This window comes from Chloroflexota bacterium (assembly GCA_026713825.1).
In the GTDB taxonomy this organism is placed as follows: Bacteria; Chloroflexota; Dehalococcoidia; order Lucifugimonadales; family UBA1127; genus UBA1127.
In genome coordinates this window covers 1-8,555 of record JAPONS010000056.1, presented here as the reverse complement: position 1 = coordinate 8,555, position 8,555 = coordinate 1, and the positions used below count along the sequence as shown (strand labels likewise).

At 66.7% G+C, this 8,555-nt stretch carries 6 protein-coding genes; 3 read left to right on the top strand and 3 right to left on the bottom strand.

The annotated features are described in order from the left end of the window. Positions 1 to 569: 569 nt before the first annotated feature. On the bottom strand, positions 570 to 2,582 hold the full coding sequence (locus OXC99_07215; protein ID MCY4624772.1) for a VWA domain-containing protein: 2,013 nt from the start codon (positions 2,580 to 2,582) through the stop codon (positions 570 to 572). A gap of 1,031 nt (positions 2,583 to 3,613) precedes the next feature. Here OXC99_07215 and gatB point away from each other — a divergent pair. The 3 genes from gatB (at position 3,614) to OXC99_07200 (ending at position 6,251) form a co-directional block, all read left to right on the top strand. Beyond that, positions 3,614 to 5,089, top strand: coding sequence for an Asp-tRNA(Asn)/Glu-tRNA(Gln) amidotransferase subunit GatB (gene gatB, locus OXC99_07210; GenBank protein MCY4624771.1), 1,476 nt, complete (start codon positions 3,614 to 3,616; stop codon positions 5,087 to 5,089). Positions 5,090 to 5,201: 112 nt separating this feature from the next. After that, the gene (secG, locus tag OXC99_07205) at positions 5,202 to 5,423 is read left to right on the top strand and encodes a preprotein translocase subunit SecG (GenBank protein ID MCY4624770.1); all 222 of its coding nucleotides are present in this window, start codon (positions 5,202 to 5,204) and stop codon (positions 5,421 to 5,423) included. 6 nt (positions 5,424 to 5,429) lie between these two features. Then, positions 5,430 to 6,251, top strand: coding sequence for an SAM-dependent chlorinase/fluorinase (locus tag OXC99_07200; GenBank protein ID MCY4624769.1), 822 nt, complete (start codon positions 5,430 to 5,432; stop codon positions 6,249 to 6,251). Between the two features lie 116 nt (positions 6,252 to 6,367). Here OXC99_07200 and OXC99_07195 read toward each other — a convergent pair whose 3' ends face one another. Both OXC99_07195 and OXC99_07190 read right to left on the bottom strand, forming a co-directional pair. Continuing rightward, positions 6,368 to 7,780, bottom strand: a complete 1,413-nt coding sequence (locus tag OXC99_07195; protein ID MCY4624768.1) for an FAD-binding oxidoreductase — start codon at positions 7,778 to 7,780, stop codon at positions 6,368 to 6,370. 49 nt (positions 7,781 to 7,829) lie between these two features. Then, positions 7,830 to 8,555, bottom strand: a 726-nt coding sequence (locus OXC99_07190; GenBank protein ID MCY4624767.1) for a class I tRNA ligase family protein, incomplete at its 5' end; no start/stop codon positions are given.

Genomic DNA, 8,555 nt, shown 5'->3' with positions numbered 1-8,555 from the left:
CTCCCCCTCCCATCGTCATTCCTGCGAAGGCAGGAATCCAGAGGTGCGGGGCCAAGGGGCGCCCTCGCCTTGAACTCCCTACGCTGACACCCCCTGCGCCGACTCTCCATACCGGCGGAAGCCGGTATCCAGGGGCTGGGCGCCCTCGCCCTGAACCCCCATGCCGACACCCGCCAACCGCTACCGTCATTCCCGCGAAAGCGGGAATCCAGGGGGCCGTGCGGTGGGTGTCAGCCCCCTACGCCGACACCCCCTGCGCCGACTCTCCATACCGGCGAAAGCCGGTATCCAGGGGCTGGGCGCGCTCGCCCTAGGCCCCCCGCCGCGTCATTCCTGCCCCCCGCCCCGTCATTCCTGCGAAGGCAGGAATCCAGAGGTGCGGGGCAGTGGGGCGCCCTCGCCTTGAACTCCCTACGCCGACACCCCCTGCGCCGACTCTCCATACCGGCGAAAGCCGGTATCCAGGGGCGGGGTGCACCCGACCTGATCACCCTACGCCGACACCCCCTGCGCCGACTCTCCATACCGGCGAAAGCCGGTATCCAGGGATGGTGGGAAGGAACCACCCCCTACGCCGACACCCGCTTCCGGCGATTATTGATGTAGTCCACCAGCACGTACTCGCCCAACTGGTACGGGCTCGTGTAGAACGCCCGCCCGCGGTTGATCCGCGTCAGCTTGTCCACGAAGTCCAGCAGGTACGGGTTTGACTCCAGCATGAAGGTGTTGATGGTCACGCCCTCCTGCGTGCACCGCCGTACCTCCTTCAGCGTCTCCTGCATCGTCCGGAAGCTCGGCGGGTAGCTGAACGCCGCGTAGTCCCCCTCCATGTGCGCCGTCGGCTCGCCGTCCGTGATCATGATGACCTGCCGCGTTGCCCCCTTGTGGTAGCTCAGCAGCTTCCGCGACATCATCAGCGCGTGCTGCATGTTCGTCCCCGACACCCACGCGTTCCACGATGTCTCCGGCAGGTCCTCCTCCTTGATGCGCCGCCCGTAGTCCGAGAACCCGATGAGGTAGATGGCGTCCCGCGGGAACTTGCTCCGCACCAGCGCGATCAGCGCCAGCGCCACCTTCTTCGCCGACGACCAGCTCCCCCAGTGCCCCATCGAGCGGCTCTGGTCCAGCAGCACGCACGTCGCCGCCTGCGTCGCCTCCTCCCGCTCCACCAGCTCGAAGTCGCTCGGATGCACCTGCACCGGCGTCCCCGGCCCGTTCCGCACGATCGCGTTGCTCAGCGTCTTCTGCAGCGAGATGTCGAACGGGTCGCCGAACTGGTGCTGCCGCGTCGCCCCCGAGAGGTCGCCCTGCAGTCCCGTCTCGTACAGCTCGTGGTTGGCCAGCCGGTCCTTCTTCAGGTTCGCGAAGACCTCCTTGAGCGCCTTCTGCCCTATCTTGCGGATGCCCCGCGGCGTCAGCTCCATCCGGTCGCCGTTGCTGCGGATGAATCCCGCCTCCTCCAGCATCCGCGCGATGTCCTTCAGCTTCTCCAGGTCCCGCCGCGCCTCCTCGCCCAGCAGCCGCTCGATCTCGTCGAGGTCAAGGTCGTCGAGGTTCCCACGCCGCCCCACCTCCTGTAGCTGCTTCTCGAGCTGGTCCATGTCCTGCAGCTCGCTCATCAGTTGCATCGCCTGCTGCAGGTCGAGCGGGTCGTCGCCCATGAACGGGTAGCGCTGCTCCAAATCGTCCGGCGGCAGGTACTGCGCCATGAGTTGCGCCAGCCGGCCCAGCTCCCGCGCCGTCTCGTCGTCCATCAGCGAGTCCATCAGGTCCATGAGCTCCTGCCGTTGCTCCGCCGACATGGAGTTTAGCAGCGAGTCCATCTGCGCCATCTGCCGCCGCATGTGCTCCAGCAGTTCCTGCAGGTTCTCCGGCGGGTTCGGCCCGAACATGCCGCCGTACTTGTCCATGAACTCCTGGAAATTCGGTTCCCCGCCTGATTCCAGCATGTCGTTCAGGTCTCGCAGCATCTGCCGCATCCCTGACATGTCGCCCGGCGTCATGTTCTCCAGGTTCTGGCGCATGTTCTGCACCATGTTGTTCGCCATCTGCCCGCGAAGCTCATCCATCAGCTCTTGGAACTTGCGCGCCGCCTCCGGGTCCATGAACTCGTACTCGTTCAGCTCCCGCACGGCCCCGCCCAGGCTCTCCGGCAGGTTGTCCAGCGTCTCCTTGTTCCGCTCCACCTGCCGCCGCAGGTTCTCGAGCAGCTGGTCCTTGGTCGCGTCCTGCCCCGGCTCCCCGACGCGCTCCTCCGTCTCCTGCACGCGGCGCTCCATGCCTTCGCGCTCGGTGTTCAGGACATCCTGCAGTTTCTCCTTCAGGGCATCCATGGTGTGCTCCATGTTGTGCCGCTGGAGCTGCTGCTGTCGCTGGCGGCGGAGCCGCTCCATCATGTCGCGCAGCCCGTCGAGCCGCTGGCCGTCGGGCATCTGCATCCCCCGGCGCATCATGTCCCGCAGGGCGCGGTTGATGTCGCCGTGCTCCATCAGGTCCTCCGATAGCGCCTCCATCAGCTCGTCCTGGTCCGGCTCGAACACCTGCTGCGACCCGTCCCACTGCGAGTACCGGAACGTGAGCATCGCGCCCCCTTCCGCTGGCCCCGTGATTGTGCGCTGCTGGCTACCTGTGACGCGTATCAGAAGATTGCCAAAGCCTAGACGCCCCCACAATCAGTGTCAATGCGCCTAAGCCCCTTCCCCCTAGGGGGAAGGCTGGGATGGGGGAGCCCCCGCACCCTGACATCAACCCCTCGCGCGAAACCCCCTCTCCCACACCTACCGCTCGCGTCATTCCTGCCCTTACTCGTCATTCCTGCGAAGGCAGGAACCCCGACAAGCAGCGCCCTTCCTCCCCCTTCCCTCCATACCGGCGAAAGCATGCCCCGTACCACGATACGGGGCCGGTATCCAGGGGCGGCCGAGCGGGGCGCCCCCACCCAAAACCCCTCTCGCACCCCAACCCTCTGTACGGGCGATTCGTGAATCGCCCGTCCCGCTGAGGCGGGACCCCACCCTGACCCCTAACCCCTCACGCCATCCCAGCCCCCATCGCCTCCATACCGGCGAAAGCATGCCCCGTACCACGATACGGGGACGGTATCCACGGGCGGCCGCGCGGGGCATCCCAACCACCGGCCAATTCCTCCTCGCATCCCCGTCACGGCATTCCCCACCCCCCGCCGCGTCATTCCTGCGCAGGCAGGAATCCAGAGGGGCGGCCCGGAGGGGCATCCCCGCCCACAAACCCTCCCGCGAGTGCGCATCCCCGATCCTCCCACCCTGACACCAACCCCTCGCGCGAAGCCCCCACCCTCCGATACCCTACCTTCATGCAAGCAACAATCACGCCCTCCAATGCAGCCCTCACCCGCACGGTCTGCCTCGACATCCGACCGCGGAACAGCTCCCGGCCCTCGGGGGACCTGCAGAAAAAATTTCGAGTTGTAGCTAAAATGTGCCGCATTGGCTACAACGTAAGGCAGGTTGTTTTATCTTGGCAACGCATCACCCGCACCCCCCGCGCGCAGCCGCCGCCTTGCCCGCCGTAGCTGCGGTACGTATACTTGAAGCATTGCAACGCGCCCACCCTCGCGAAGCAAGGAGCGCTCACTGTGGACTGGGAACCCGTCATCGGCCTTGAGGTGCACGCGCAGCTCCTCACCAGGAGCAAGATGTTCTGCTCGTGCCCGGCCGACTATCAGGACAACGACCCCAACACCGGCGTCTGCCCGGTCTGCCTCGCCATGCCCGGCGTCCTCCCCGTCATCAACAAGCAGGCCGTCGAGCACGTCATACGCACCGGCCTCGCCCTCAACTGCTCCATCGGCGAGTTCGCCCAGTTCGACCGCAAGAACTACTCCTACCCCGACCTGATGAAGGGCTACCAGATCTCCCAGTTTGAGAATCCCATCTCCTACGGCGGATGGATGGTCATCGAGAGCGACGGCGAGCCCCGCAAGGTCGGCATCACCCGCGCCCACCTCGAGGAGGATGTCGCCAAGCTCCAGCACGCCCGCGACGGCGCTGGAGCCGGATACGCCCTCATGGACGTCAACCGCGCCGGCGTCCCCCTCATGGAGGTCGTCGGCGAGCCCGACCTCCGCACCCCGGACGAGGCCCGCCAGTACCTCCTGAAGCTCCGTTCCATCCTCCAGTACATCGGCGTCTCCACCGCGGACATGGAGCAGGGCAGCTTCCGCTGTGACGCCAACGTCTCCATCCGCCCCAGGGGCTCCACCGAGTACGGCACCAAGGTGGAGGTCAAGAACATGAACAGCCTCCGCGCCGTCTTCCGCTCGCTGGAGTATGAGATCCAGCGGCAGATAGAGGTGCTGGAGAGCGGCGGCGCCGTGTCCCAGGAAACCCGAGGCTGGCTTGAAGACCGCGGCGTGACCGTCTCCCAACGCTCCAAGGAGTACGCCAACGACTACCGCTACCTGCCCGAACCCGACCTGCCGCCCCTGCTCATCTCCCGCGATTGGGTCGACGAGGTCCGGGCGAGCCTCCCCGAGCTCCCGGACAAGCGCCGCGAGCGCCTCCGGCGCGGCTACGGCCTCTCCGAGTACGATGCATCGCTCCTGACGGCCAGCCGCCGCACCGCCGACTTCTTCGAGGAGGCCGTTGGCGCGAAGACCCTTGAAGGCGATGCCCTCCAGGCCCGCGCCAAGGCCATCGCCAACCTCGTCAACTCCGAGCTCGCCCGTCTGCTGAACGCGGCGGGCCTCGATCTTTGGGAGAGCAAGGTGACCGCCCCCGCCCTCTCTGAGCTCGTAGACCTCGTCGATGACCGTACTGTAAGCTCTACCCAGGCCAAGCAGGTGCTTGAGGAAATGTTCGAGTCCGGCGCAAGTCCGCGCAAGGTCGTCGAGGCCAAGGGCCTCTCGCAGGTCACGGACGAGGGCGCCATCCTTGATGCGGTGCGGGAAGCCCTCGACAACAACCCGCAGGCTGTAGAAGACTATCTCGGCGGCAAGGACAATGCGGTAAAATTCCTCGTGGGTCAGGTGATGAAGGCCACCCGTGGCCGCGCCGCCCCCGCCGTCGTCAACCAGCTTCTGGAGGAGCAACTCGCCGCCCGAAAGGGCTAGAATAGTTTCTTCTTCCCGGCGAATGCCGGGATCCAGGGGGCGGGGCCGTACGCCCTTGAGGAGTCGAAGGACACCGACAATGAAGGGTCACGAAAGGAAGTAACGCAAACACATGGGACCGTTCTTGAACGCAACGCTGATTCTGGTCTCCGTCCTGCTGATCGCCGTGATCCTGATGCAGGTGCGCGGCGAAGGCTCCGGCGCATTCGGGGCCGCCCAGAGCACCTTCCGCGTCCGCCGGGGCATTGATCTCCTCCTCTTCCGCTTCACCATCGGCCTGATCGTCATCTTCGTTGGCCTCGCCATCCTCAGCGCCCGCTTCTACAACCTGTAGGCCGCGATGGCCGCCCCGGTCATCGCCCTGCTGACCGACTTCGGCCTGCACGACACCTACGTCGGCGAGCTCAAGGGTGCCATCCTCACCGTCAACCCGGTCGTCATAATAGTAGACATAACCCACGACGTCCCGCCCCAGGACATCCAGGCCGGCGCCTACCTCCTCGCCAACGCAGCCCCCGCATTCCCGGCTGGCACAGTCTACGTCGCCGTCGTAGACCCCGGCGTAGGCAGCGACCGCCGTCCCATCCTCGTCGAGACCCCCCAAGGCGCCTTCATCGGCCCCGACAACGGCCTCTTCACCCGCATCATCTGGCCCGACGCTGACGACACCCCATCCACCCCCACCCTCGCGCCCCTGCCTCCAACCGTCCGGGCATGGCATCTCACCAACCCCGCCTACCGCCGAGCGCACGTCACCAACACCTTCCACGGCCGCGACATCTTCGCCCCCGCCGCCGCCTACTACGCCGCCGGCGTCCCCGCCTCCCAATTGGGCGACCCTGCCACAAGCCTCTGGCGCCTGTCATTCCCACTCCCTAAGCTTGAAGCCGGAGCAGTAACCGGCGAGGTCATCCACGTAGACCACTACGGCAACCTCGTCACCAACATTCACGCAAGCATGCTGCCGCCAGTCGCAACGGTGGAAATCGCCACCCACCGCATAGAGGGTCTAAGCGCCCACTACGACACAACCCGTCCCTTGGTGGCCATAGTAGGCAGCCAGGACACGTTAGAGATCGCCAAACCGGAAGGCAGCGCCGCGCAGGCCCTCGGAATAGGACGAGGAGAATTGGTGCGGGTTACATCAAGCCGTTCGCCCTGAGCACACCCAAGACCCCACCCCCATACTCGCCATACCGGCGAATGCCGGTATCCAGAGAGGTAGGGCAGAGTGGCAAGCATGATTCGGGTACGCTTCTCAGCCCCAGAGGCAAGCCCTTACAAATCCAAATTCCCCGGATTCAGCACCCGCTGCGGGTCCAGCGCCTGCTTCACCCGCCGAAGCGCCTCGAAGCCCGCGTCGCCGCGGTCCCTGCGCATTAGGTGCGTAAGCTTCAACCCGACGCCGTGGCAGTACTCCATGGAGCCGCCCAGGTCCTGCGCCGCCGTCAGGATGTCGTCCACGGCCCGCCCCATCAGCGAGGCATCCGTCCGCCCCTCCGGCGAGGGGTCGGAGATTAACAGCGAAAAATACTCAGGCCGTCCCCACAGCGACCACTCGCGCACGGGGATGCCCCGCTGCACCAGCAGCCGCTGGCAGTAATCGTGGTACTCCGGCACCTTGGAGGCAGGAATAGAGACATGGAGGTAGTCCATCCGCCACGGCCTCCTGCGCCGCCGCGCCGCGTGCCCGTGCAGCAGCACCTCGCGCTTGTACCGCTCCGCCGACGAGTGCCGCTCCCGCCAGAACTCCTCCACCTCTTCGGCGGGCAGCAGCTCGCCGCCAGACGCGACGCAGATGCGGTGGCCGCGTTCGAGTTGCGCCGCCACCTCCTCGCGGTACCCTTCGAACGAGAGGTACAGCGTAGTCTCGCTCTCTACGGGCTGCCCGATGGGCTCGCGCGGGAACTCCTCGTCGAAGTCCACCATCGCCGGCCGCAGGCCGATGGCGTGCATCTCCTGCACGGCGTTGTCCCCCGCGATGAACCCGCCGAACCGGTAGGCGCACAGGTGCCGCTCCTCCGGCTGCGGGTGGGCGATCAGCGTGGCGCGCGTGATGATGCCCATGGCTCCCTCCGCGCCGATGAACAGGCTGTCCACGTCCGGCCCGGCCACCTTCGGCACGCCCGGCGTCTCGATGATCTCGCCCGTGCCGAGCGCCACCTGCAGTCCCAGCACCTGCTCGCCCATGCTCCCGTACTTCCCCGCCAGGTACCCCATGCCGTTGGTGGAGATGGCCCCGCCAACGGTCGCAATGGGGCGGCTCCACGGGTCGTGGCCCAGCAGCAGCCCGCTCCGGACCAGCGCGTCCTCGACATCCTCCAGTATCGCTCCGGCCCCGACGGTGACCCGCCGACCCTCGCGGTCTATTTCGTGCACTACGTCCAGCCCGCGCAGCTCCACGACGATCGCCCCCTCGACGGGCACCGCGCCGCCCATGACGCCCGTCCCGCCCCCGCGCGGCACAAGCGGTATGCCCCGCTCCGACGCGTACGCCGCGACAGCCGCCACCTCCTCCGTGGACGTCGGGCTGACCAGCACAGACGGCGCCACCTCGACGCCGCCCGTGCGCTGGAATGCGCGGTACGCCGCCAGTGCGTCTCCCGACACGCGGGCGAGCTCCTCGGCGTCGACGGACACACGCTGAGGGGGAAGAAGGCGGGAAAGGTCTGCGACCAGTGGGGAAGTCATGACGGCAGCCTCGTTGGGTGTCGAGGGACTGCGGGAAGGAGGTTCATGCTCAATTGGAGGTGAAGCGCCACTTGGACCCCTCCGGGGTGTCCTCCAGCGACACGCCGAGTTCCTGCAGTCGGCTGCGGATGAGGTCCGCCAGCGCAAACTGCTTGTTGGCCCGGAGCTCCTGCCGGACCTCGGCCAGCAGCTCCACGAAGGCGTTTGCAGGCTGCCCGGACGCCGAGCCCTCCGGCTCCAGCCGCAGCCCGAGGATCCCCGTGAGCTCACGCAGGCACTCCTGTGCCGCCGCCAGTGCCTTCCCCTCCTCGCGGCCGCGGTTGATGTCCCGCGCCAGCGAGAACACGGAGGCCAGCGCCTGCGGCGTGTTCAGGTCGTCGTCCATGGCCGCGACGAAGCGCTCCCGGTACGGCGTTGGGTCAAGGCCCTCGGCAGCGTCATCATTGCTTGGCGCTTCCAGCGCGGCGCGCAGCCGGTCGGCGGCGCGCTGCTGCCCGCTAATGCTGTCCTCTGAGTACGCAAGGGGGCTGTGGTAATGGGAGTTCAGGAAGAAGAGACGGATGGGGTCCGGGCCAAACTTGTCCAGTGCGTCCCGCACTGTCACCAGGTTGCCCAGCGACTTGCTCATCTTGTCCTGGTCCATCTGAAGCAGCCCGTTGTGCACCCAGTGCTGCGCAAACGGCTCCTGTCCTGTGTACGCCTCCGTCTGCGCGATCTCGTTCTCGTGGTGCGGGAACACGAGGTCCTGCCCGCCGCCGTGGACGTCCAGGTGCGG